At 51.0% G+C, this 23,045-nt stretch carries 29 protein-coding genes; 9 read left to right on the forward strand and 20 right to left on the reverse strand.

Annotation, left to right across the window (positions count from 1 at the left end; translation table 11 throughout):
• Nucleotides 1-293 precede the first annotated feature (293 nt).
• Nucleotides 294-2,057, reverse strand: a complete 1,764-nt coding sequence (locus ACE99V_RS11450; RefSeq protein ID WP_491624841.1) for a sigma-54-dependent Fis family transcriptional regulator — start codon at nucleotides 2,055-2,057, stop codon at nucleotides 294-296.
• 228 nt (nucleotides 2,058-2,285) lie between these two features.
• On the opposite strand from ACE99V_RS11450, the gene fdhA reads away from it, so the two are divergent.
• Both fdhA and ACE99V_RS11460 read left to right on the forward strand, forming a co-directional pair.
• On the forward strand, nucleotides 2,286-3,500 hold the full coding sequence (fdhA, locus tag ACE99V_RS11455) for a formaldehyde dehydrogenase, glutathione-independent (protein WP_400491221.1): 1,215 nt from the start codon (nucleotides 2,286-2,288) through the stop codon (nucleotides 3,498-3,500).
• Between the two features lie 49 nt (nucleotides 3,501-3,549).
• Complete coding sequence (locus tag ACE99V_RS11460; RefSeq protein ID WP_400491222.1) at nucleotides 3,550-4,323, forward strand: MIP/aquaporin family protein; 774 nt, start codon at nucleotides 3,550-3,552, stop codon at nucleotides 4,321-4,323.
• A 356-nt stretch (nucleotides 4,324-4,679) separates the two neighbouring features.
• On the opposite strand, the gene ACE99V_RS11465 is transcribed toward ACE99V_RS11460, so the two are convergent.
• Nucleotides 4,680-5,276 carry a sulfite oxidase-like oxidoreductase gene (locus tag ACE99V_RS11465; protein ID WP_400491223.1) on the reverse strand — a complete coding sequence of 199 codons (597 nt, stop codon included), beginning with the start codon at nucleotides 5,274-5,276 and terminating at the stop codon, nucleotides 4,680-4,682.
• A gap of 351 nt (nucleotides 5,277-5,627) precedes the next feature.
• Here ACE99V_RS11465 and ACE99V_RS11470 point away from each other — a divergent pair, with 351 nt between their 5' ends.
• Nucleotides 5,628-6,320, forward strand: coding sequence for a TetR/AcrR family transcriptional regulator (locus ACE99V_RS11470; RefSeq protein WP_400491225.1), 693 nt, complete (start codon nucleotides 5,628-5,630; stop codon nucleotides 6,318-6,320).
• Between the two features lie 87 nt (nucleotides 6,321-6,407).
• Here the strand turns inward: ACE99V_RS11470 and ACE99V_RS11475 are convergent, their stop codons facing one another.
• The 4 genes from ACE99V_RS11475 to ACE99V_RS11490 form a co-directional block, all read right to left on the reverse strand.
• On the reverse strand, nucleotides 6,408-6,926 hold the full coding sequence (locus ACE99V_RS11475) for a DUF2179 domain-containing protein (RefSeq protein ID WP_400491226.1): 519 nt from the start codon (nucleotides 6,924-6,926) through the stop codon (nucleotides 6,408-6,410).
• Nucleotides 6,927-7,103: 177 nt separating this feature from the next.
• Nucleotides 7,104-7,541: a CoA-binding protein gene (locus tag ACE99V_RS11480; RefSeq protein ID WP_400491227.1), complete on the reverse strand. Its 438-nt coding sequence runs from the start codon at nucleotides 7,539-7,541 to the stop codon at nucleotides 7,104-7,106.
• A 34-nt stretch (nucleotides 7,542-7,575) separates the two neighbouring features.
• Nucleotides 7,576-9,078, reverse strand: a complete 1,503-nt coding sequence (locus ACE99V_RS11485) for a leucyl aminopeptidase (protein WP_400491228.1) — start codon at nucleotides 9,076-9,078, stop codon at nucleotides 7,576-7,578.
• Nucleotides 9,079-9,101: 23 nt separating this feature from the next.
• Nucleotides 9,102-9,473 carry a DUF309 domain-containing protein gene (locus tag ACE99V_RS11490; protein WP_400491229.1) on the reverse strand — a complete coding sequence of 124 codons (372 nt, stop codon included), beginning with the start codon at nucleotides 9,471-9,473 and terminating at the stop codon, nucleotides 9,102-9,104.
• A gap of 141 nt (nucleotides 9,474-9,614) precedes the next feature.
• Here ACE99V_RS11490 and ACE99V_RS11495 point away from each other — a divergent pair, with 141 nt between their 5' ends.
• The gene (locus tag ACE99V_RS11495) at nucleotides 9,615-10,094 is read left to right on the forward strand and encodes a divergent PAP2 family protein (protein ID WP_400491230.1); all 480 of its coding nucleotides are present in this window, start codon (nucleotides 9,615-9,617) and stop codon (nucleotides 10,092-10,094) included.
• A gap of 27 nt (nucleotides 10,095-10,121) precedes the next feature.
• On the forward strand, nucleotides 10,122-10,907 hold the full coding sequence (locus ACE99V_RS11500; RefSeq protein WP_400491231.1) for a cobalamin-binding protein: 786 nt from the start codon (nucleotides 10,122-10,124) through the stop codon (nucleotides 10,905-10,907).
• Nucleotides 10,908-10,963: 56 nt separating this feature from the next.
• Here ACE99V_RS11500 and ACE99V_RS11505 read toward each other — a convergent pair whose 3' ends face one another.
• The 6 genes from ACE99V_RS11505 to ACE99V_RS11530 form a co-directional block, all read right to left on the reverse strand.
• Nucleotides 10,964-11,587 (reverse strand): 3D domain-containing protein, encoded by a 624-nt coding sequence (locus ACE99V_RS11505; RefSeq protein WP_400491232.1) that lies wholly within the window; start codon nucleotides 11,585-11,587, stop codon nucleotides 10,964-10,966.
• A 267-nt stretch (nucleotides 11,588-11,854) separates the two neighbouring features.
• Nucleotides 11,855-12,115 (reverse strand): YuiB family protein, encoded by a 261-nt coding sequence (locus tag ACE99V_RS11510; protein ID WP_400491233.1) that lies wholly within the window; start codon nucleotides 12,113-12,115, stop codon nucleotides 11,855-11,857.
• A gap of 131 nt (nucleotides 12,116-12,246) precedes the next feature.
• A complete protein-coding gene (locus ACE99V_RS11515; protein ID WP_400491234.1) occupies nucleotides 12,247-12,396 on the reverse strand; it encodes a YuiA family protein in 150 nt (49 codons plus the stop codon).
• A 190-nt stretch (nucleotides 12,397-12,586) separates the two neighbouring features.
• Nucleotides 12,587-13,063, reverse strand: coding sequence for an NUDIX domain-containing protein (locus ACE99V_RS11520; protein ID WP_400491235.1), 477 nt, complete (start codon nucleotides 13,061-13,063; stop codon nucleotides 12,587-12,589).
• Between the two features lie 93 nt (nucleotides 13,064-13,156).
• Nucleotides 13,157-13,408 (reverse strand): hypothetical protein, encoded by a 252-nt coding sequence (locus ACE99V_RS11525; RefSeq protein WP_400491236.1) that lies wholly within the window; start codon nucleotides 13,406-13,408, stop codon nucleotides 13,157-13,159.
• A gap of 15 nt (nucleotides 13,409-13,423) precedes the next feature.
• The gene (locus ACE99V_RS11530) at nucleotides 13,424-14,617 is read right to left on the reverse strand and encodes an NAD(P)/FAD-dependent oxidoreductase (protein WP_400491237.1); all 1,194 of its coding nucleotides are present in this window, start codon (nucleotides 14,615-14,617) and stop codon (nucleotides 13,424-13,426) included.
• Nucleotides 14,618-14,941: 324 nt separating this feature from the next.
• Between ACE99V_RS11530 and ACE99V_RS11535 the strand changes: the two genes are divergently transcribed.
• Together ACE99V_RS11535 and ACE99V_RS11540 are read left to right on the forward strand one after the other, a co-directional pair.
• Nucleotides 14,942-15,940 carry an NAD(P)/FAD-dependent oxidoreductase gene (locus ACE99V_RS11535; RefSeq protein WP_400491238.1) on the forward strand — a complete coding sequence of 333 codons (999 nt, stop codon included), beginning with the start codon at nucleotides 14,942-14,944 and terminating at the stop codon, nucleotides 15,938-15,940.
• A 197-nt stretch (nucleotides 15,941-16,137) separates the two neighbouring features.
• The gene (locus ACE99V_RS11540; protein ID WP_400491239.1) at nucleotides 16,138-16,422 is read left to right on the forward strand and encodes a hypothetical protein; all 285 of its coding nucleotides are present in this window, start codon (nucleotides 16,138-16,140) and stop codon (nucleotides 16,420-16,422) included.
• A gap of 83 nt (nucleotides 16,423-16,505) precedes the next feature.
• On the opposite strand, the gene ACE99V_RS11545 is transcribed toward ACE99V_RS11540, so the two are convergent.
• The 6 genes from ACE99V_RS11545 to ACE99V_RS11570 form a co-directional block, all read right to left on the reverse strand.
• On the reverse strand, nucleotides 16,506-17,045 hold the full coding sequence (locus ACE99V_RS11545) for a hypothetical protein (protein ID WP_400491240.1): 540 nt from the start codon (nucleotides 17,043-17,045) through the stop codon (nucleotides 16,506-16,508).
• Nucleotides 17,046-17,449: 404 nt separating this feature from the next.
• Nucleotides 17,450-17,830, reverse strand: a complete 381-nt coding sequence (locus tag ACE99V_RS11550; protein ID WP_400491241.1) for a cupredoxin domain-containing protein — start codon at nucleotides 17,828-17,830, stop codon at nucleotides 17,450-17,452.
• A 117-nt stretch (nucleotides 17,831-17,947) separates the two neighbouring features.
• A complete protein-coding gene (locus tag ACE99V_RS11555; protein ID WP_400491242.1) occupies nucleotides 17,948-18,136 on the reverse strand; it encodes a hypothetical protein in 189 nt (62 codons plus the stop codon).
• Nucleotides 18,137-18,162: 26 nt separating this feature from the next.
• Nucleotides 18,163-18,333 (reverse strand): hypothetical protein, encoded by a 171-nt coding sequence (locus ACE99V_RS11560; protein ID WP_400491243.1) that lies wholly within the window; start codon nucleotides 18,331-18,333, stop codon nucleotides 18,163-18,165.
• Between the two features lie 81 nt (nucleotides 18,334-18,414).
• Nucleotides 18,415-18,774: an iron-sulfur cluster insertion protein ErpA gene (gene erpA, locus ACE99V_RS11565; RefSeq protein ID WP_400491244.1), complete on the reverse strand. Its 360-nt coding sequence runs from the start codon at nucleotides 18,772-18,774 to the stop codon at nucleotides 18,415-18,417.
• A gap of 295 nt (nucleotides 18,775-19,069) precedes the next feature.
• On the reverse strand, nucleotides 19,070-19,297 hold the full coding sequence (locus ACE99V_RS11570; protein ID WP_400491245.1) for a Spo0E family sporulation regulatory protein-aspartic acid phosphatase: 228 nt from the start codon (nucleotides 19,295-19,297) through the stop codon (nucleotides 19,070-19,072).
• A gap of 254 nt (nucleotides 19,298-19,551) precedes the next feature.
• Here ACE99V_RS11570 and mqnE point away from each other — a divergent pair, with 254 nt between their 5' ends.
• On the forward strand, nucleotides 19,552-20,655 hold the full coding sequence (gene mqnE, locus ACE99V_RS11575) for an aminofutalosine synthase MqnE (protein ID WP_400491246.1): 1,104 nt from the start codon (nucleotides 19,552-19,554) through the stop codon (nucleotides 20,653-20,655).
• Nucleotides 20,656-20,717: 62 nt separating this feature from the next.
• On the opposite strand, the gene ACE99V_RS11580 is transcribed toward mqnE, so the two are convergent.
• Both ACE99V_RS11580 and ACE99V_RS11585 read right to left on the reverse strand, forming a co-directional pair.
• Nucleotides 20,718-21,065 carry a hypothetical protein gene (locus ACE99V_RS11580; RefSeq protein WP_400491247.1) on the reverse strand — a complete coding sequence of 116 codons (348 nt, stop codon included), beginning with the start codon at nucleotides 21,063-21,065 and terminating at the stop codon, nucleotides 20,718-20,720.
• A 319-nt stretch (nucleotides 21,066-21,384) separates the two neighbouring features.
• Nucleotides 21,385-21,648: a DUF1450 domain-containing protein gene (locus tag ACE99V_RS11585; RefSeq protein ID WP_400491248.1), complete on the reverse strand. Its 264-nt coding sequence runs from the start codon at nucleotides 21,646-21,648 to the stop codon at nucleotides 21,385-21,387.
• Between the two features lie 175 nt (nucleotides 21,649-21,823).
• Between ACE99V_RS11585 and ACE99V_RS11590 the strand changes: the two genes are divergently transcribed.
• Complete coding sequence (locus tag ACE99V_RS11590) at nucleotides 21,824-22,891, forward strand: NAD(P)/FAD-dependent oxidoreductase (RefSeq protein ID WP_400491249.1); 1,068 nt, start codon at nucleotides 21,824-21,826, stop codon at nucleotides 22,889-22,891.
• Nucleotides 22,892-23,045 lie beyond the last annotated feature (154 nt).

Here is a 23,045-nt window from a genome sequence, read left to right on the forward strand (position 1 = left end):
TTCGGAATCTGGGCTCATAACCTCAGAAGAGCAGCCCAAATGGCCAAATAAGCAACGATTAACGGATACAGTTACACGGTAGCCCCCTGAGATTCACCACAATGAGATGCTTCTGCCAAAAAACGATTTTTTCAGGAGTAACTAGCTAACGCTTCGCCGGGCGGGGCCCCGAACACTTTTCTAGCGGCTGTATGGGATGTCCAAATTTATTAATTCTTATACACTAAAAAAAACGGTTATCCTATGCGGTTCAGTATCACCCGCACATGTGATAACCGTTAGAAATAAAGCAGTTACTGTTGAACGATATTGTACTCTTGCATTTTGCGATAGAGAGTGTTTCGGCTAATCTGCAACAATCTGGCTGCTTTGCTGATGTTCCAGCGGGCCATTTGGAGAGATTGCCGGATGGCCTCTTTTTCTAAAACAGGTAAAGAAGGAACCGCTTGTTGATGATCATGATCCCTTTCTTCCCGATCAAACTGGAGATGCTCGGGTCCAATCTGATTTTCTTCCGCCAAGAAGGCAGCCTGGTTTAGCACACTGTATAATTCCCGTACGTTGCCAGGCCACGGATAAGAAAGCAATTTCGTTTTTGCTTCCGCGGAGAGTGTCATCGCGGAGGAGTCGTTTAACGTCCTGACAATATGTTCAGCCAGCTCAATTACATCGCCCCGTTTGCGAAGCGGTGGAAGGGTAATTTGAATCCCTTTCAATCGGTAATAGAGGTCGGATCGGAATCGATTTGCTTTTATTTCCTCCCACAAGTTCTTGTTTGTTGCCGCGATGATGCGAACATCCACCGGTTTACTTTTCACACTGCCAACCGGGGTGATCACTTTCTCCTGCAAGACACGAAGCAGCGCCGCTTGGGCACGAAGGGACATATCGCCGATCTCGTCCAAAAACAGCGTTCCCTGATGTGCAGCCTCAAACTTCCCAAGATTTCCATCAGCTTTTGCTCCCGTGAAGGCACCACCCTCGTATCCGAACAGCTCACTTTCTATGATGTTTTCTGGAATGGCGCTGCAGTTGACGGCGATGAACGGGTACCCTGCCCGTGAACTGGCAGAATGAATGGATTGGGCAAACAGTTCTTTCCCCGTGCCTGTTTCACCCAAAAGAAGAACCGACAGATCCTTTTCCGCCGCTTTTTTCGCCAAAGCCTTCACGCTTTGGATACTGGCACAAGAACCAGCTATATGATCGAATGTGTACAGCTGCTGTTTTTTTGATTCTTTGGTAAGCACCGCAACAGAGCACCATATTTTATTCGTACCGTCCAAAATCGATTCGATCACGAAACCCTTTTTCTCTTTCCATTCTTTTCCCACGCAATCCTTCCCCAGCATACGCCGCGCTGCTTGATTGGCGCGAATGATACGGTTTTCTCTATCGAGGGTTAAGAGCGGTGTATGAAGTTGATTGGACGTGTGCTCCAGCTCTTTTAAGGTGATTAGGTGTTCGTGCTTCGCCTGTTCGATCAGAAGTCGATTTTGTATGGATTCGGCAATAAAACAAACCAGCGATGAAAGATAGGGATTGTATTGTTCCGTTCTTGCACTGATGTTGATCACCCCTGCCAACTCCCCATTGGTTGCAAATAGGGGAGACGCGGTACACGTAAGAAACCTGTTTTGCATAAAGAAGTGCTGATCACCGTGGATCCTTACAGCTTTCTCCTCCTGCAATGCGACTCCCATCGCGTTTGTCCCCTTCTTTTGCTCTTGCCAATTCGCTCCTACACGTAACTGAAGACTTTCTGCCTGCATTTCAAAGTCGGGATCACTTCGTGTATGGAGCACGAATCCATTGCGATCGACAAAAAGAGCGATCTGTCCGCTCTTCCTTAGAAAAGGGGTCAACTTCTCAAATACGGGGGCAACGTGATGAAGAAGATCGTGATTCTCCTCTACCAATTCTTTTACCAGTTGATCGGTAAGCAGATCGTCCTGCACTACATCCATCGGTTTGAACCCAAACGAATAGCACCGAGCCCAAGAGCGCTGGATCATTTTTTGCTCTGCCTGAGGAGTAAGAGATGACAAAAGGATCACCTCCAAACAGAATGGGAAGAATGTAACACTTAGTATATCACAGAATATCCAGAAACTTACAACACAACTCCAGCTTGTTCCATATTGGAGCACTTTGTTGTTTCAAAATAGAACAGTTTACAAGCCCCCTTTATGAAAACGCTATCTTTCTCACCATTTTCGGACTGGCATGCCTTTTGCTTTCTTTCTCCGGCATCGTCACATTCATCTTTATAAGGAGGAATGGCAATGGCAAGCAACAAGGGAGTCGTATACATGGGGCCCGGCAAGGTAGAGGTGCAGGACATTACGTATCCGGATTTGGTATTGCGGGATGGTCCAGGGGTTAATCCGCGAAATGTCGGCCGCAAATGTGATCACGGCGTTATCCTGAAGGTGGTTACAACAAACATTTGCGGGAGCGACCAACACATGGTACGCGGTCGGACTACAGCACCAGCCGGCCTTGTCCTGGGCCACGAGATTACGGGAGAGGTAATTGAGGTTGGGCGTGATGTTGAATTTATCAAAAAAGGGGATCTCGTTTCGGTGCCGTTCAACATCGCCTGCGGAAGATGCCGAAGCTGCAAAGAACAAAACACCCATGTTTGCCTGAATGTGAACCCTGATCGTCCAGGTTCTGCCTATGGTTATGTCGATATGGGCGGTTGGGTAGGCGGTCAATCGGAATACGCCATGGTCCCCTATGCAGACTTTCAGCTGCTGAAATTCCCCGACAAAGATCAGGCTATGGAAAAAATTCTTGACCTGACCATGCTCTCGGATATCTTCCCGACAGGATACCATGGCGCCGTGAGTGCCGGAGTTCGTCCCGGCTCTACCGTCTATGTTGCCGGAGCAGGGCCCGTTGGACTTGCTGCTGCCCATTCCGCTCAACTGTTAGGGGCATCCGTCGTCATTGTCGGTGACTTAAATGCCGCTCGACTGGATCAGGCGAGAAGCTTTGGCTGTGAAACGGTCAACTTAAGTGAATATGGCAACCTGGCTGAACAAATCGAACAAATCCTGGGCGTTCCAGAAGTTGATTGTGCGATAGACTGCGTCGGTTTTGAAGCACACGGTCACGGCAGCGACCATTCCGAGGCACCTGCTACCGTTCTAAACTCCATCATGGAAGTAACCAGAGCTGCAGGTCGGCTCGGTATCCCTGGTCTTTACGTGACGGGTGATCCCGGCGCTGTAGACGAGGAGGCAAAAGTGGGTACGTTGAAAATTCGCATCGGCCTCGGATGGGCAAAAGCCCATACCTTTGTCACCGGGCAGACTCCCGTCATGAGATACCATCGCGAATTGATGATGGCGATCCTCAATGACAAGGTTCAGATCGCCAAAGCGGTCAATGCTACCAAAATTTCACTGGAAGAAGCACCGCAAGCCTATCGTGAATTTGATAAAGGCGCTGCGAGAAAATATGTCATTGATCCTCATGGCTTGGTAAAATAATCCGACTTCACAGCAAAAAGAGATTGGACAAGAGAAAGGTGGTGTGACCGTGGAGCATCCACCTGCTTTATGGAGGCGGAGTCTGGCTGAGTTTGTCGGTACTGCCCTTCTGGTACTAATCGGTCCGGGAAGTGCGGCCTTTCACGGTATCCTGTCGGCAAAAAATAATCATTCGACCACTTTGGCTGATATCGGTGTCATTAGCTTGGCTTTTGCCATCATCGTCATGGCTATGATTTACACTTTTGGGAAAGTATCGGGATGTCATATCAATCCGGCTGTGACCATCGGATTAGCGGCGACGGGACGCTTTTCCTGGAGTGAAGTTCCGGCCTACGTGGCTGCCCAATGTGCGGGAGGAATCGCTGGAGCGCTTTTGATTCTGGTTGTATTGGGTACGGATGGAGCCATTGTGGGAAATCTCGGTGCCACCGTCCTTTCACCCACAACCGGATATGTTCAAGGAATTGCCATTGAAGCGATGGAAACCTTTATTCTTATGCTTGTCATTATGGGAGTCGCAGTTGATTCGCGGGCTCCCCAAGGCTTCGCAGGGCTGATCATTGGTTTGACGGTTGGCGGCATTATCATGATGACGGCTGGACCGACGGGCTCCTCATTCAATCCAGCACGAACCTTCGGCCCTTATGTGGTGGACAGTCTGGCAGGTGGAACCGTTTACTGGAGCCATTTTCCCGTCTATGTAATAGGCCCCTTGCTTGGCGCCGTCTTGGCTGCTTTCACCTATGACGTTATTTCTGCTCCCGGGTCTGTCTCCGCTTCTGGTAATAGGAATCAAAAAGAAGGGCTACCTCATGGATAGCCCTTCTTTTTCCATTCATCAATCCCACGCAAACCGCTGCTCTTTCCACGGGTCGCCGTGACTATCCTAAAGTAACCGTTAATAACCATCGTTACCTTTTCCACTCGTTGACCATTTCAATAAATAATGCAACTCTTTCCCCCATAGTATAATCATCTCCCATAATGAAACAGCAGGAGAAGGTACCTTCTCCTGCTGTCCACTCTTGTCCTACCATCCTTGAAGAACGGTAGCGATTATCTCTACACACATTATATGCAACAACTCTGGAGATGTAAACTCGCTCTTGCCAAGTTAGAATGTTGCTCTGTAAAAAAGACGCCCTGTTGATCAGAGGTGCACTTGAATAGAAGCAACTAATCCCAAGCGAATCTTTGTTCCCGCCACGGGTCGCCGTACATGTGATACCCGTTTTTCTCCCAGAAGCCCTGTCTGTCTTTTTCCAAAAACTCAATCCCGCGCACCCACTTGGCACTCTTCCAGAAGTACAGGTGCGGAATGACGAAGCGAAGCGGCCAGCCGTGCTCCGGCGTCAGGTCCTCGCCGTTGTGCTTGTTGGCGAACAGATTGCCGGGAGCAAGGAAATCGGCCAACGGCATATTGGCCGTCCAGCCGTGCTCGGCGTGCAGCATGACGTATTTGGCTTCCGGTTTTACCTTGACCAGTTTTACTACTTCCTCCACCGGGATGCCTTCCCACACGTTGTCCAGCTTGCTCCAGCCGGTCACGCAGTGGATGTCGTTGGTGATCTGCGCTTTGGGCAGGGCCATCATTTGCTCGTAGGACAGCGTCTTCTCCTCTTCCACCAGACCAAAAATCCGAAAGCTCCACTGCGTCGCCAAGTCGGTATATTCCGGCACCTCGCCGTAGTGAAGCACGGGAAAACCGGTCGTGACTTTCTGATTGGGCGGGACACGATCGTGTTTCATTTCATTTGTCTTGTTGATCAACATACAGCTCCACTCCTTTGTCAATATCCCGAAGCCAAGGTTTCTTTCATTCTTGCACAACCTGCCCCCCTGATGCAAGAAAGAACCCTCGCAGGTTGACGCCAAGAATTACAGTGACAAGCAAGATAACTACCAACGATGGCCAAAAAATCCATGGGTCAATTTGTGGTTTCTTCATTCAATCGCCCCCCAAAATAAAAAAATATTTAAAATTATAATAAAAATAATCATGATTATATTATCATGATAGGTTATTTTTCCGCAATGGTTTGTTTTTTGTTTCTTTCAATAGTAAACTATTTTTAAAACCATACGCGGTTGTGCACGATTGCAATCGAGTGAAAGGTGATGGCGTTGAAGAAGAAAAAGACCATTCAATTGAGCCGCATGTGGCAATACTTTGTGGAAGCGACCGCTCAGATCATCCAGGAAGAGGGCGTGTCTAATGTGACGATCCGCAAAATTGCAGATCGGGCCGGCTACAACAGTGCGACCATCTACAACTACTTCAGCGAGATTTCCCATCTGGTTTTTTTCGCGTCGATGAAGTTCCTGAAACCATACACCGATGAAGTCGTCAAGATATACAAGAGCAAGGAACTGCAGCCGCAGGAAAAGTACTTGCGTGCCTGGGAATTGTTTTGCCGGCATTCGTTCCAAAACCCGCAAATTTTTCATGCGATCTTCATCGCTGACCTGGGCAGCCAGCCGGAAGAGTTGTTAAAGCATTACTACAGCGTCTATCCCGCTGAAATCATTGACATTCCTGAAGAACTGAAACCGTTGATCCTCGAGCAAAACATCTCCAAGCGCGGTTTAGCCGTCCTCGATCTTCTCGTCAAGGAGGGCTACATGAAACAGGAGAATGTGGTTGGCATCAACGAGATGACCATTTTGATCTGGCAGGGCATGTTCACCACTTTCCTGAACAACCGGCGCAGCTACGACCCCGAAGAGGCGACCCGCAAGACCATGCTCTATATCCGGGAAATCGTGCTGAATGCCAATCATTTTTCGTTTTCGGAAGGGCAGCATCAGACCGGATAGCAAGCCTTGGCCGAAACACAAACAGCCAGCCCGTTCACCTTAAATAAAGTGAACAAGCTGGCTGTTTTTCTTTCGCAAAGAAGCATTCTAATCGCGTAGTCGGTTCACCCAGAATCCGCCTTTCAGATTCTTGGGCTCAAAAGAAATGACAAATGCTTTTGGAGCGATGCTGTTAATCAGTTTCCACAACTGTTTTTCGTTGCTCCGTCTGGTCAGCACCTGCATCATCAGACGGTGCCCGTCCCTGCCTTCGGCTACCCAGGAAGTGACTCCAAAGCCCTGTTCCCGCAGCTTGGCTGGCAGCTCCCACTCCAGCGAGTCCACCACCACCTGCAGCGTCACATAACCCATGGCCAAATACTCTTCAATTTTGCTGCCGAAATAAACGCCCATGCCCCACCCGATGCAATAGGCCGCCAAGTTAATCGGATTATCCAGGTTGTCCAGGACGATCGCCAGTCCTTTCAGATAGACAAACACTTCCACCATGGCAACAACCGATGCCAGCATGCGATACCCTTTGATCACCATCAACATCCGCAATGTAAAGAACGACACATACAGGATGTTGATTCCCATGATGATCAAGATAAACTCTATGCCCATTCCCTTTTCCTACCTCCACCCTAGCCGAAAGCATCTAAAATCCGCAATCATGATTATAATATTATCTAAACAAATTACAATATCCAGTTGGAATCGGAGTCTTCGAGGTGGCCTTTTGATCTATATTCCTGCCAAAAATAATACTGCCGCCAAAAAGGACGGCAGTATTCACGATCGTTATTTTTTTCCTACACCCAAAAGGGCATGGTCTACCTTGATGCAGAGGTCCATGATGACCTCAATTCCCTGCTGCTTCGCCAATTCGGCCGCTTCTTCGTTGGCAATTCCCTGCTGCAGCCAGAGAGCCCTTGGCTTGTGTTTCATCTGCAAGACATCCTGAGCGACGGGCATGATTTCTTCGCTGCGGCGAAACACGTTGACGATGTCGACCGGTTCGTCGATCTCCGTCAATGTGGCTACTGCCTTTTCACCCAGTACGGTCTCCCCGGCGATCGTCGGGTTGACGGGAATGATGCGGTATCCGTTGTTTTGCATGGCTTGAGACACCATGTAGCTGGTGCGGTCCGGCTTGTTGGACAGACCGACGACAGCAATGGTTTTCGCTTCCTGCAGCAGCTCGCGGCGCTTTTCGTTGCTTGGGTTTTGATGCGGCATGAACAGACACTCCTCTTAAAGTGGTATTCTATTTTTATTCTTGACTGCGGTTTAGGACAAACTGGGCAATCGTACGGGTCATGACACCCGTTCCGCCGCCGGGATGATAGTCTGTTGCCGAAGAGGAATAAGCGGTTCCGGCAATGTCGAGATGCACCCACGGCGTATCGCCTGCGAACTCCTGCAAAAACACACCGCCGATAATGCCGTGGCCGTAACGGCCGCCGGAGTTTTTCAGATCGGCAAAGCGGCTTTTGTTCAATTCGCGGTATTCTTCAAATGTCGGCAGCTGCCACAGGCGTTCGCCCGCCTGCTCAGCTGCGGCCAGCACTTCATTAACAAGGGACTGGTTGTTGGTCATGGCACCCGAGCAGAAATGTCCCAGTGCCACCACTATTCCACCGGTCAGGGTTGCGCAGTCGACCAAGCTGGTTACGCCCTGCTGTCGGGCGTAGGTGATGCAATCAGCGAGCACAAGTCTGCCTTCTGCGTCCGTCGTGATGATTTCCACGGTTTTGCCGCTCATGGTGGTAATCACGTCACCCGGCTTGTACGCCGTGCCCGACGGCATGTTTTCCACGCAGCCCACGACGACGAGGACGTTGGCCTTCGGTTTCAGCTGTCCCAGCGCTTCCAGAGCACCAATCATGGCGGCGGAACCGCCCATGTCCGACTTCATATCCTCCATCCCGGCAACCGGTTTGATGGAGATGCCGCCCGTATCGAAGGTAACCCCTTTGCCGATCAGCCCGATGACCTCATCCCATGTCTCTTTGCCCTGGTATTTGACGGCTACGACGTACGGCTCCTCGGCGCTTCCCTGCGCCACCGACAGCACACCGCCCATTCCCAGTTCGACCAGCTTAGCTTTCTCCAGCACCTCATAGCTCATTCCATAGCGTTCCGCTACTTCCACGACAGCGTCTTTCAGTGCGCGCGGCGTCATGTAGTTGCCGGGTTCGTTGACCAGCGTACGGGCCAGGTTGGTTCCGGCCGCAAAAGCCTGCCCCAGCTTTACGCCCGTCCTCACGGCTTCAGCCTCTTCCTCGCTTCCGACCAAAAAACTGACCTGCTCCAGTACCGGCTCTTCCCGCTTCGGTTTTTCACGGTATCCTTCATAGTGGTAGCTCGCCAGGAGAAAGGCCTCTGCCGCAGCCTGGGCCAATCTTTCCAACGACAGTGTTTCGACCTGAGGCAAATCGATGGCGACGCGTTTCCTGGAACCTTTTCCGCTGACGGATTTCGCAGCGCGGGCCATAGCGTTTCGCGCCTGGACAAACGTCAGTTTCTCCCGCTCCCCCATACCGACAAACACCAGTTTTTTCGCCTGCAGCTTGCCCAATGTATGTATGACGGCAACACCTTTTGCCTCGCCCGTGATCTCCTTGCCGCCTTGCAGGTCGCTCAGCGCGCCGCCGAACAGCTGGTCGAGCTCAGGGTAAGCGTGAGCCAGCTCTTCCCCTTTCCAAACCGGAATCAACAGCTCGTCGCAGGCAATCTCATGAAGAGCGGTGCGTTTTTCTACGCTCACGTCCATATCCTCTTCCTTCTTTCTCTCTCTTAGGTTAAAATAATCTGCAGTTTTGGAAATTGCATGGCCTTGGCCACATCGTACGGGATGGAGTCTGCATCGGGAAGGGCGGCCAGACAGCTGTCAAGGTAAGCGAGCACCTGGTTGACATCCAGGTCCCAATGAACGGGCGCATACCTGGTGAGGTACTTGCGGGCATTGGCAAACATCCAGCGCGCCCCCTTGATATTGCCGCACTCAAAGTGGTACAGCCCGACGGAGAGCTGCAGCAAGCCCTGCAAAAACTTGTTGGACTTATCCTCCATCCAAAGTTCCTCCAGCAGGTCGTGACACTCGTAGAATTCGCGTTCATTAAACTTGTCGACAAACTGGTAATACTGTTCGGGAAAACGCTTTTGCACCAGACCTCCGTCCTTCCTTCCCTCATGGTAACACAGATAGGCCCGTACCGAAAACCTTATGAAAACTTCACGGATGATTGACACTTTGTTCTGTTACAATAATCTCATAAGTGAACAGCAGAAAGGAATGGATTTCTCCTTATGGCAGATATTTTTGATAACTTTCCCTTGTGGGCAGCATTACTTGCCATAGGAATTGCCCAGTTCATCAAGATTCCGCTTCATTTTATCGCAACCAGAACCTGGCAGTGGTCTCTGCTGTTCAGCACGGGCGGAATGCCCAGCTCCCACTCTTCCGCAGTCACCGCTCTTTCAACGGCCGTCGGCATTCGTGAAGGCTTTACCAGCAGCACATTTGCCATCGCCGCGATCATCGGTGTCATCGTCATGTTCGACGCAGCCGGTGTCCGTCGTCACGCAGGCATGCAGGCCGTCGTGCTGAACAAACTGGTTGATGAATTTAATCACCTGCTCGAAGGAATGAAGACGTTTAAAGTCAAGCAGAGTCAGGAAAAAGCAAAAAAGCTGAAGGAACTGCTCGGACACCAGCCCATCGAGGTGTTGATCGGCGGCTGGCTTGGCGTCATGGTGGCACTTCTTTTACATACGTATTATCAGTGAAAGAAAGAAGACAACGGGAGGGAGTATATGCGCATCGTCTCCATCTGCCCCAGCAATACCGAAATGTTGTACCTTTTAGGTCTTGGCGAGCAGGTAATCGGACTGGATGACCACTCTGACTGGCCTCGGGAGTGGCAGCATCTTCCCCGTGTGGGACCCGACCTCACCATCGACATGGACAAAGTGGAAGCCCTCCAGCCGGATCTTGTGGTGGCGTCTCTCAGCGTCCCCGGCATGGAAAAAAACGTGGAAGCACTGACCGCGCGCAATCTCCCTCATATCGTGCTGAATCCCTCCCGAATCGCCGATATCCCTGCCGATATCCGCGAGCTGGGCGAAGCAACCGGCCGTGAAAAAGAAGCGGAGCAGCTTGCCTCTCGATTCGTCGAAAAAGTGGAAAGCATCCGGCAGGCAACCTCCCGGGTGACCTACCGGCCAAAACTGTACTGGGAGTGGTGGCCCAACCCGATCTATACACCGGGAAGGGAGAACTGGTTGACGGATGTAAGTGAAATCGCCGGCGGCGTAAACATTTTCGCCGACTATCCTGTGGACAACGTCAAAGCTACGCGAGAAATGGTGCTGGAGCGTAACCCCGACCACATCTGCGTGGTATGGTGCGGCATTGAATTAAAACGAATCAAACCGGCGATGATAACGGAACGGCCCGAGTGGCAAGAGGCTGCGGCCATTCGAAACAACCGGGTGCATCTATTGGAGGAAGGGCTGTATTGCCGACCTTCTCCCCGACTTCTGGACGGACTCGAACATCTGGTCCAACTGATCCATCCTCATCTCGCCATCCCGGATTAACCACCTGAAAAAAGGATTTGGGTCCGTGTATCCCGGAGCGCCAAATCCTTTTTTCACTAGTTTACAGGCTGGGCCATCGCCGCTATACCCTTTTCATTCAACATGTTCATCATCACTTCGGTTACTTTCCCTTCCCCTCTGTGCACGACGTATACCTCAAGGGACTTTTTGCCCCACTGCTTAAATACGTCCTGCTTGGTATGGAAGTAAAGGTCAATCTTGTTGCCGCGAATGGCGCCGCCCTTGTCGGCTACGACCCCATATCCATAACCAGGAATATAGAGCACGGTACCAAGCGGAAACACGCGCAAATCAGCAGCAATGGTGGAGTATTCATCCCGACGCACCTTTACGCCGGAGTAGGTGATTCCGTAGGACGGATGGGACGGGTCTTTGCCCGTTGACTCATACCCCGCGGTGTAACCGGTGGCCACGACACGCACCTTTGGATATTGTTCCAGCATCAGGTCCGCTTCTTCCTTGTCAATCATTTGGGTGAACGAGCTGGCGGAGACGGTGCGCTTTTTCACCATCCGCGTCCCTTCTCGCTTTTCCTTTACGCCATAAGCGGTTTCCACGGAGTTGGACCCGACCAGATTGTAGGTAAATCCATCGGTAGCGAAGCTGGTTAACACCATGATGAACAGCGCGATGATACTCACCAAAAGCTTCCCATTCATGTTTGTGAAACCTCCTCTCGTTTCTAGTAATGTCCCGGAAACGAGAGGCCTATACGTAAATTGCTAGATTTGTGGAAATATTTGGTTGGGATATTTTTCCAGTTTGATGCAAAGAAAAACAGATCTCCTAAGGAGATCTGGCGATTGGTTGACAAACGGTTGCCTGTGAGAAGAGAGGCCGCTTATTCCAGCCGTACGCGAACTGTGACGACCTGCCCAGCGAAGAGACGTGGGCGCGGTGCCGAGGATAGGCGGAATAACGGACGATCAAAACATCCGATATCCCTTTTTCCGCAGGGTTTGAATGGTCCAGCCGCTCACCACGGTTCCAATCATGCCGCACGCCAGAATAATCGAGTCAACCACGCCGGGGATGATCTGCTTGTAAATCAGTGCGCCGACGATTACACCGACGGTGATGACCACCGGCAGCCATGTGGTGCGCAGGACCATGTTTATGATAAAACCGATGCCAAAACCCAAAACGGCAAACAGCACGATGGAAACAGCAAATTGTAACAGGCTCATGTTTTCCTCCGGACCTCCCGTCATTTCAGGTATAAGTGTAGCGAAAACGGCAGGAGAGGTCAATTTTGAGATGTGTCAAGTGTGTGAAAAAGAATAAAGCCGATGGTTCATCGGCTCGTGATCGGCATTGTTTACTTGTTGGTGGCCAGTTCCGCTTGACTTGGATCGTGAACGCCTGCCCCTTGGCAATTCGGGCAATTCTCCGTTCCACCCAGGATCAGTTGGAAGTAACCCTGGCCCATGCAGTACGGGCATTGCTCTTGCTGATGATCTTGTCTCATGGTGACTTCTCCTTTCCTATCCTCTTTTGTGTTTTCCCTTTTTTGGAATTTCGTTACTTTTCTGATTATTCGGTGTGGTCTTACTATAGCAGACGACGAACGTTTTGCAAACGGAGATTTCTCGTGAAAAAGACAGAAAAAACCGCAATGTAAGCGTGTACAATCCGGTTTTTCTAGCAATTTCTCATGTTTACTTAAAAATTTTGTACTTCGTATATTCAAAGACTGGGTCGATTTCATACTTCTGCCCTGTGAGATAGCTGGCCATTTCAGGAACGTGAGGCAGGATGATTTTCATGTAGGTGGTCGACAGAGGATCGTCAATGAGCTGACGGATCGGCAAAAAGACCGCTTCAGCGATCTCCCCCTCCTGCGGCCGCGGCTCTCCGCTGACGTAGTCCATTAGGAAAACAACCATGTTGTCGCTGATCTCACCGCGTATCACTCCGGAACGGATGGCTGCAACCTGACGCACGGATGCGGTGATGCCTGTTTCCTCCAGCACTTCACGTACCGCTGCCTCATCAACCGTTTCTCCCGGTTGAACAAACCCCGCCGGAAACGACCACTTCCCCTTCAACCCGCTGTATGTTTTTTTCACCACGAGCGCTTCGTCTCCTCTCAAAACAATTCCGCAAGCACCCAGCCAAACCTTTTCTTTGCGCACGCATGTCCACCTCCGAGCTTCTTTCTTGCCAAGTATACCCGTCCCATCCCAAAAGCATAAGACCCCTGACAAAATCAGGGGTCCCCTTATGATTTACTCGTCATCCTCATCCAGCAGTCCGTTGTCAATCATGTACCGCAGGTTCTCCCGGTCCCGCTCCCGGCCTTTTTCCTTCAGCCGATCAATCGCAGGCAGGATGAGGATGTCAATTTCCCGCTGCACGTGATGGGCAAGATCGTAGCGATTCTGTTCTTCCAGAAACGTTCCCACTTCCATCAACGCGTTGTAGCGATCCATTTCGTCCTTGGTCAACAGGCCTCGCACCTGGATACTCGCGTGACGCATCGTTTTGCCGCCCTCTTACAGACGGACTTTCTTGAGCGCCAGGCCGACGCCGCCGATTTTGTACAGGTAGCGCAGGTCGCTTGCTTTTTTCATCAACGCAGCGCTGGTTCCGTAGATTTTCTTCGTTCCAACCATACCCATGCCTTCGCCTTTACCCAGGGATGCGAGTGTCCCTTGCAGATTCGGCACGAACGGCTCGAGTACTGCTTCACCGCGAACGATCTTGACGAGGTTGGCTCCGCAGTTTTCACCTTCCTGCACGGCGATTTGCGCAGTCGGCGGATACGGACGTCCCTGGTCGTTGAAGATCAGTGCGCAGTCACCCACGATGAACACGTTGTCATAGCCAGGCGCGCGCAGGTATTCGTCAACTTTCACACGGCCGCGCATGACTTCAAAACCGGATTTCTCGACGATGCTGTTGCCGCGGACGCCACCGGTCCAGACCACGGTAGCGGACTTGATTTCTTCGCCGGTTGCGAGTACGACGCCTTCCGGAGTGCACTGCTTGATCGGCGTGTTGATTTTGAACTCAACGCCTTTGCGGGTGAGCACCTCCATCGCGTAGTTGACCAGATCCGGATCAAAGCCCGGCAGCGCTGTCGGTGCCGCTTCGATGTTGTAGATCTTGACGAGCTCAGGGTTTACGTCGAATTCGCGGCAGAGTTCGGGAATGCGGTCTGCCAGTTCGCCGCAGAACTCAATGCCGGTAAAGCCGGCGCCGCCAACGACAAACGTGAGGTAGTCCGTACGTTCCGGCTCCATTTTGTACTTGGCGAACATGTACTCGATGTGTTCGCGGATTTGGCGCACGGCGTTGATGCTGCGGATGCTGAACGCGTGTTCCTTCAAGCCTTGGATGCCAAAGGTTTCCGGCTCGCTGCCCAGCCCGATCACGAGGTAGTCATACATCAGCACATCGCCGTTTTCCAGCGTCACTTTGCGCTCTTCCGGCTGAATGGACTGCACCGTTCCTTTGATGAAGCGGATTTTGTTTGTATCGATAATCTGATCCAGGTATACGCGCGCATGATCTGCGGAAGCCGTTCCAGCAGCCGGCTCATGCAGCCAGGTCGTAATGTAATGGTAGTCGTGCTTGTTGACCAGGGTCACTTCGGCTTCGTTGTAGTTCAGCTTCTTCTGCAGCTGCAGAGTGGTCAAAAGCCCTCCGTACCCCGCCCCCAGAATGAGGATTTTTGGTGTGCTCATGGTATCCCTTCCATTTCATTTGTTTTAGAAAACCTTGGAAGTTTGTGCCGATTTTCACGTGGTTAGATACGATTAAGATGCCCATTTTTCAGTTGAAGGTAGTAACGGAATCATTGCCAATACAACCTGTGAAAAAAGGCACAAACTAATGAAAAATAAAAATGTGTCAGTTTGTTCACACTTTCACATTCATATTAGCAGGGAATCGACAAGATTTGCAAGTAATTTTTGCCTAAATCTTCACGCCTTCTATACTTTTTTTCGATTGAAAGAATGGGTATAATAGGAAGGAATGTGTTCAGAATCTTTCGGAGGTGCTTGAGATTGAATTTTCTGCAAAAGGACGAGCAGGTATATGACATTACCATCATCGGAGGAGGCCCTGCCGGCTTGTTTACCGCGTTTTATGGCGGAATGCGTCAGGTAAGCGTAAAAATTATCGAAAGTATGCCGCAACTGGGCGGTCAGCTCTCCGCTCTTTATCCGGAGAAATACATTTACGATGTTGCCGGCTTTCCAAAAGTGCTGGCTCAGGACCTTGTCAATGGCCTGAAGGAACAGCTGTCTCGTTTCAACCCGACTGTCTGCCTCGAAGAAAAGGTGGAAAATGTGGAAAAGAAACCGGACAACTCGTTTGAAATCACGACAGACAAGGGGATTCACTATTCCAAAGCCGTAATCATCACAGCAGGCGTAGGCGCTTTTGAGCCGCGCAAACTGGAGCATCCGGATGCCGTCAAGTATGAAAAATCAAACCTGCACTACTTCGTGACCGATCTGAACTCTTTTACAGGCCAACGCGTTGCGGTTATCGGCGGCGGCGACTCCGCTGTCGACTGGGCCCTGATGCTCGAACCGATTGCAAAAGAAGTCCATCTCATTCATCGCCGGGACAAATTCCGCGCTCATGAGCACAGTGTTGAAATGCTTATGTCTTCCAAAGTAAAAGTGACCACTCCCTATGAAATTGCCGCTTTGCACGGAGATGAGCGCATTGAGCGCCTGACACTCCAGAACAACGTGACCAAGGAAGAAAAAGACCTGGAAGTGGACGCCGTGATCGTAAACTTTGGCTTCATCTCCTCCCTCGGTCCGATCAAAAACTGGGGTCTTGAGCTGGAAAAAGGCTCAATTGTTGTCAACTCCAAAATGGAAACGAACATCCCTGGGATCTATGCGGCCGGCGACATCGCCACCTACCCGGGCAAAGTAAAGCTGATCGCAGTCGGCTTCGGTGAAGCTCCGACCGCAGTGAACAACGCCGTCGGCTACATCAACCCGGAAGCCAAGCTGCAGCCGGGCCATTCCTCCAGCATGTTTTAAAACACCCACCCGGCAATAGCTATCCTCAACCCACTCGGCGTTAGCTATCGCTGAGCCGAGTGGGGTCCCTTTCTTCGCCGGGCGTGGCCCGATCTTTACACCCTGCACGCATCCGTGCAGGGTTTTTTCATGCGGCACAACAGTCTGTATAGGGGGCGGGGAGCCTGCGCAAAGTAGGAACAGGGAGGTATGCCGCCATGAATCATCTCTGCCCCATTTGCAACGGATTCCACGCTCTTCGGGCCGTTTGCCGCGCTTGCGGCCAGACGCTCGACGACTCCGGCCGCATCTATGACTATTACGGAGATTACAGCCCCTATAGGGAAATCGATGATTCCAAGTTATCCAACGGCTTTCCCGACTTTCAGTACCATCTGTGCATTCATGTGGGCTGGTGCCCCGCCTGCAGGCAGGAACAGCTAGTGTCTGTTCGGGAATGGGACGAGCAACAATGGTTTACCCACTCTTTGCGGATGCCTTAGACGAGAGCGGAGGACATCAACGTCACTCCCATTTTGTTCCATGCAGAAAAGGATGCGTTAAAAAACAGGAACATGTACGCTTTCTAGTTTTTCTTTTCCTCCAGCTTTTTTGCGAGGTGCTGGTTGATCGTTTCGGTTTCCGCAAGCAGCTTCGGCATGACCGCTTTGATTTTGGCCTCATCACCGGATTCGATGGCGGCATCAAACTCGTCGTGCACCTGCCTGAACTGTTTCAGGAATTCGCGGAACTGCTTGAATTCCTCCCGCTTCTGTTGTTTCTTGGGGTCTGTTTTTTCATCAGACTTTCGCGCTTTCCATTCCGTCATCAAGCGTTCCCTCTCGGCAAACGCGGCTTCCCATTTATCCACGCTTTCCGGCGTGTACTTTTCCGCAAGCAGCGTCAGGTACATTTGGCGGTGCGTACCCAGCGACAGCCCATGGCGCAGCTTTGCTTTTTTGTGATCCTTCCGGTGCAGGTCCCCTTTATGCTGGATGAATGGCTTTCCATTTGACGAAGACGCCGTGCTTGTCATCCAATCTTCCATTGCGTATGCCGCGGCCGGAATCGCCAATCCCAGAGCCAGAGTGGTTGCAAGCAAACCGTTAGTCCATTGTTTCTTCATTTGGATCACTCCTCTTTTTGCAGGTGTCTTTCCCGTTTCATTGTTTCTTAAAATGCGCGAAATATGCAAAAATCATGCACGATTGCGCCCATCAACAAGAAAACCCACCCGGCATTAGCTATCCTCAACCCACTCGGCGTTAGCTATCGCTGAGCCGAGTGGGGTCCCTTTCTTCGCCGGGCGGGGCCCCGAACACTTTTCTAGCGGCTGTATGGGATGTCCAAATTTATTAATTCTTATACACCAAAAAAGTCCATCAGATTTGATGGACGTGGGTTAGTGCTGATCTTTCCTTAGGTCTTGGACATCCGGGTTACCTCCTGTGGGAAGATGCCTTTAGTATGTCCGTCCTTCCTGTGGAAAAACACCCAGATCGACGTGACCCGAGTGTTTGGGAACTTGATTTATTTAACAACCAGGGTCGCAGCCATTTTGCCGTGGTCAGGGCCGCACGGGATGCTGCAAAGGATTTGATACTCGCCCGGCTTGTCAGGTGTGATGGTTTTGCTGCCTTCCTTTTGGATGTTGACGTCCAAACCTTCAATCGTGATGCCGTGGAAGCCTTCAGCCGATTTGAAGTTGATCGTGACCGGTTCGCCGGCTTTCACTTCAAATTTGTCCTGGTTAAATTTCCAGTTGCTCGCCTCGATGTTGATCGCGTTGCCGGATGCGGCCGGTGCGGATTGAGACGTTTCCGTCGCTTGCGGCTTGCTCTCGCCTCCGCAGCCTGCTAGCATGACAGCTGAAACCACGAGCGTCGAGAGAATAAAACCCCACTTTTTCATGTGGCACCCTTCTTTCCATTCTTTTTGGTTCACACTCACATTGTATCGAAAGATCAGGTGCCAATTCATGGCAATCTGTGAACGGCTGTTGACGATCTGACGAACAAACTTTGAACGTCAGGAAAGCTCGTCCAGCTGACGCAAAAACCGGGCGAGCTGCCGTTTTTCCGGCGAATCCGTTTCCCGCACCCGATAGACGGCCGCCAATCGGATCAGCTCGACGTGCGGATTCGTCTGCAGCCACTGGTGGAATTGGGCGGTCGGATTCTCCTGTTCGGTTGGTTCAAATGCAATCTCATGGATCATTCCACATGCAACTCCTCTCAGACTCATTACTGGAAGTGTATGTGGACATCCTGTTGGGCATGACTCTTGTTATGGTAAAACGTCAACGCCTCTGCCGCCAAGCCTTTGTCAATACCTGTCCCGGCGTGAATTCTCTCTGCCCATTTGGACAGCGTTTCCATGGGAACGTCGTCAAAAACGTTCACAATCTTTAGCAAAAAGAAAACCTCCCTGACACTGTGCAATAGCGTTTACACAAGTCAAAGAGGTTTGAAATTCACAATCCTAATTCCCGATCCTTACTCGTCACACTTCTCCGCTTTTCCCTCGGCGAGCGCGGTTTTGAATGACGCGCCGCAGCCGCAGCTTGCCACCGCATTCGGGTTGTGAATGGAAAAGCCTCCGCCCATCATCGATTCCTTGTAGTCAATCTCCGTGCCTTTGATGTATTGGTAGCTGTCCTTGTCGACAACGATCTTGACGCCATCCGTTTCGAAGGTCTGATCGCCTTCCTTCATTTCCTGGTCCCAACCCATGCCGTAGGAAAAACCGCTGCAGCCGCCTGGCCGCACGCCTACACGAAGGAACAGGTTCGGGTTGTTTTCCGCCGCCAGCATTTCCTTCACTTTTTTGCTGGCTTGTTCCGTCAAGGTAATCATGACATTCCCTCCTTTGCAGCGTCCTTGTTAGTTTGCTGCTGATCACTTCCAGTATACAAAGAAACTCCCATCCCAACAAGGTTTGCGCTGCACTTCGGGCCACACAACTAAAAAACCCACCCGGCATGAGCTATTCTCACCCCACTCGGCGGTAGCTATCGCTGAGCCGAGTGGGGTCCCTTTTTTCGCCGGGCGGGGCACCGAACACTATCCTAGTGGCTTTATTGGATGTCCATTATTATCAATTCCTATACACAAAAAAAGGAGGGGGGCCCCTCCCTGCGGCGTGTTGGATCTAGGCAAAATGCGCCTTGCTCTCTAAAATGTAAAACCGGTACGGTTGCTTATGCTTATTTTTCACTGCCTTGGACAGACCCTGATCCATCTGGTTCAGTTCGTTGTGCAGTTGATCGATTCTTTGGCTGTATTCTAGGACTTGAGGATGATTCAACCCGCACTCCAACCCAATTTTCACCATTTGCTGTCGAAGGAGTTCGATTTTTTCCAGTAACAGTTCCCGCATGGGGAATCTCCTCCTATCGAAAAATAAGGCTTTTGTACCTATATTTTACAGCTGAAATGGACATTTATCAAATGAAATTTCACTCTCTTGCCAATAGAAAGAAATTTTTTGGCGATAATTGTAAATTTTTAGCAAATTTGCAGTTGCTAAACTTCTTATATTGTTCCTCCCTGCAAAGAGATTTATAATATAGGTGCTTTTGTTGTCTCGGGACAGATCCCTCGACTACTATTACCGGAAGGGATGTGCAAGCCATGGCGCTTGAAATTTTGGAAACGCAAGACAAATCGTTGACCGCTATCGTGGAGAAGGTCACACACGGCGAACGCCTGACACTGGAAGACGGCCTCGCTCTCTATGCATCCAACGACTTGCTGACAATCGGACAATTGGCTAACCTGGTCAATCAACGAAAAAACGGCAACGACGTTTACTTCATCCAAAACATGTACATCAACCCGACCAATGTCTGCGAGGCCCACTGCAAGTTCTGCGGGTTCCGCCGCGACCTCGGGAAAGACGGCGCCTACACCATGAGCATGGACGAACTGCTTCATTATGTCGGCAGCCGCTTTCACGACGGGATTCGCGAATTCCATATCGTCGGTGGACACAACCAGCACCAGAAATTCGATTATTACCTCGATACCGTCCGGACACTGAAAAAAGCGTATCCGAACGTCACCATCAAAGCGTATACCGGTGCAGAAATCGAGTTCTTCTCTCGCATCAGCGGCCTTTCTTTCCGCGAAGTGCTGCAGGAACTGATCAAAGCCGGTCTGGATACCATGCCGGGAGGCGGCGCCGAAATCCTGTCCGAGCGCTACCGTTTAAAAATGAGCCCGGAAAAAGCAAGCACGGATCAATACCTGGAAGCTCACCGTACTGCGCATGAACTTGGTCTGCGCACCCATGTTACTATGCTGTACGGTTCCATCGAGACGATGGAAGAACGGTTGATTCACATGATTCGGGTCCGTGAACTTCAGGATGAGACCAACGGCTTCATGGTATTTATCCCGTTGGCGATGCAGCCGCTGAAAACAACGCACGGCATCAAGCGTCGCACCTCTGCTTTCGACGATTTGAAAACGATGGCCATCAGCCGCCTGATGCTGGACAACTTCCCGCACATCAAAGCGTACTTCATCAACATCGGTACCCAACTGACACAAGTATCCCTGACGATGGGCGCCTCCGACGTGCACGGCACGCTGGTTGAGGAGCGAATCAGTCACGCTGCCGGTGCGCTTACCCAACAGGCGCTTACTGTTGATGAGCTCGTCTGGCTGATTAAAGGGGCAGGCAAACGGGCTCTTGAGCGCGATACCTTCTACAACGTGATCAAGGAACATTAAGCGGTATGGCAATAGAACCTTCTCTTTCGGGAAGGTTCTTTCCCATTAGTATCGGTCTGCCGTTAGATCTGGCCGTACTTGACTGATGGATGGTAAAACAGCAGCGAACGTTCCCCTGTTTGGTAGCTGTAGCTTCGGCCGTAGGAAAAACCCTTCATGTCTTGTCCAACCAGTTGGATCGGGGAATATCTGCCGATGCGTCGTGAGAATCCGCCAAACACATTGAATTCGACCGTCTCTTCATCCCACACAACAGGTACTCCCTCAATCACCTTATAGGTTTGATAGGTCAGAGTCCCACTGAGAAATCCGCGATCCTCCTGATAGTTGTACATATACGTATTGGGATCGGTTACTGAGTTAAACAGCGTGATGTCTCGAAGCACCTGATCCGCATTGTAGTTAAGCATTAATAATGTCCTCCGCATCCACATGTGTCGCCCCGCTCTTCAGGAGATACCGGTAGACCAAGTTCATCTGTTTTCGCAAAGGAGCCTCCGACATTGCCGCCCTCCCTTCAAATCCTCTCGCATATAAAACGCACCGGCCACGCAAATGTATACAAAAATGGAGCAGACTAAGAAAACCCACCCGGCATTAGCTAACACACTAAGAAAACCCACCCGGCATTAGCTAACGCTTCGCCGGGCGGGGCCCCGAACACTTTTCTAGCGGCTGTATGGGATGTCCAAATTTATAAATTCTTATACACTAAAAAAGACCCTCCTCTCAAAAAGGAAAGTCTTTTTCCATCATCTCTTCGTCTTCGCGCAATTTCGTCTTGATTTTTTCAATCAATTCCTCTGCCGTCGACGCTGTGACAAAATCTCCGTTCACCAGGGCAAAGGGCTGCATGTAACACTCGCCGCAATGACCAAGACATCCGTATTCCAACACGTCTACGTCCAGGTCTGGATCGTTTTCCAATGCTTCCACCACGGGTTTTGTATAGGAAGAAACGTTGCTCGCGCAAAATTCTACCAAAGGCTTCATTTACTTCTCACCTGCCGAATGTTCTACATGCTTCCCGTCCTTATTGTACCTCGTTCGCGACAAAAATCCAGAGTGCGAGTGCGGGAAAAAGATTCTGCTTGCATTTTTGCCGAAAGAGACTAAAAATAGAATGGGTACATGAAAACAAACGGACAGAAGAAAGGACTAGACTTTTATGAAACGACTTGTGATCCTTGGCGGAGGTTACGGGGGTTTGCGGATTATCGAACGCGTCCTTACCCCTGATCTACCCGACAATGTGTTCGTGACGCTGGTCGACCGGATGCCTTTTCACGGCTTAAAGACGGAATACTACGCGCTGGCCGCGGGGACGGAGCCGGAGCAGGCGATACGCGTCGCTTTCCCAAGCGATCCTCGGTTGACCATTAAATACGGGGAAGTCACCGGAGTCGATTTGGACGAGCGGATCGTTCGCTTCACAAACGGCGACACACTGCCCTACGATTGGCTGGTCTTGGCTCTGGGCTGTGAAGACCGTTATCACGATATTCCGGGTGCCGATCAATATACGCACTCCATCCAAACTCTGGGGGCGACCCGCAATACTTACGCAGCGATTAACAATGTCGGCCCGTACGGAACGGTTACGATTGTCGGCGGCGGTTTGAGCGGCGTTGAGGTTGCTTCCGAGCTTCGAGAGAGTCGTCCTGACTTGAACATTCGCATCATTGACCGCGGCGAGAGCATTCTCAGCCCGTTTCCCAAAAAATTGCAGACGTACGCTTCCCAGTGGTTTATCGAACACGACGTACAGCTGGTCTCCATGGCCTGTGTGAACCGGGTGGAACCGGGCGTCGTCTACAACCACAACCAACCGCTGGAGACAGACGCCGTCGTCTGGACGGCCGGTATTCAAGCAAACCGCATCGTGCGTGAGCTTCCCATCGAAGTGGACAACATCGGCCGCGCGGTATTGAACAAGTATCATCAGCTCCCCAGCCATCCAAACGTCTATGTGGTAGGCGACTGTGCAAGCCTTCCGTTTGCACCAAGCGCACAGCTGGCAGAAGTTCAGGGCGAACAGATTGCCATGCTGCTGAAAAAAGACTTCAAAGGCGAGGAGTATCCTGCCTCCCTGCCGCCTTTCAAATTAAAAGGGGTTCTGGGCTCCCTCGGTAAAAAAGAAGGCTTCGGCGTAATGGGCAAAGTCTCCCTCGTAGGTCAAATGCCCCGCGTCATGAAGAGCGGCGTTCTCTGGATGTACAAAAAACACTTGGGATAAAAAGAAAAGGCTGCTGGCAACGATTGTTGTCATCAGCCTTTTTTCCTGGCTTGATACTGACGCGCCAGTCGGCGAAAATTTCGGTAGAAGGTCTTGTCCTTCAGCCTAAGGAACAAGGCGTGGGACGGGTATTCATTCCCTTCCCCTCGCCAAG

The organism is Brevibacillus soli, from assembly GCF_044759095.2.
Taxonomy (GTDB): domain Bacteria; phylum Bacillota; class Bacilli; order Brevibacillales; family Brevibacillaceae; genus JBIYSM02.